Origin of the sequence: Brevundimonas sp. (genome assembly GCF_046293315.1) — a bacterium.
GTDB lineage: Bacteria > Pseudomonadota > Alphaproteobacteria > Caulobacterales > Caulobacteraceae > Brevundimonas.
In genome coordinates, this window is the sequence record NZ_JBKBPF010000138.1 from 1 (window position 1) to 229 (window position 229).

The window sequence follows — 229 nt, forward strand, 5'->3', positions numbered from 1 at the left end:
CTCGAGGGCGCCAGTCGTCCCACCCACTTCCGGGGGGTGCTCACGGTGGTGGCCAAGCTCTTCGGGCTGGTCCGACCCGACGTCGCCGTGTTCGGCGAGAAGGACTACCAGCAGCTGGCCCTGATCCGGAGCATGGCGGCGGACCTCTGCCTGGGCGTCGAGGTGGTGGGGGCTGAGACCGTCCGGGAAGACGACGGCCTGGCGCTGAGCTCGCGGAACCGCTACCTCT

Annotated in this window: 1 protein-coding gene; it reads left to right on the plus strand. The window is 70.3% G+C overall.

Features of this window, described 5'->3' with window-relative positions; genetic code table 11:
* The coding region (locus tag ACK4SE_RS14425; RefSeq protein WP_409694110.1) for a pantoate--beta-alanine ligase at window positions 1–229 on the plus strand (229 nt) is incomplete at both ends.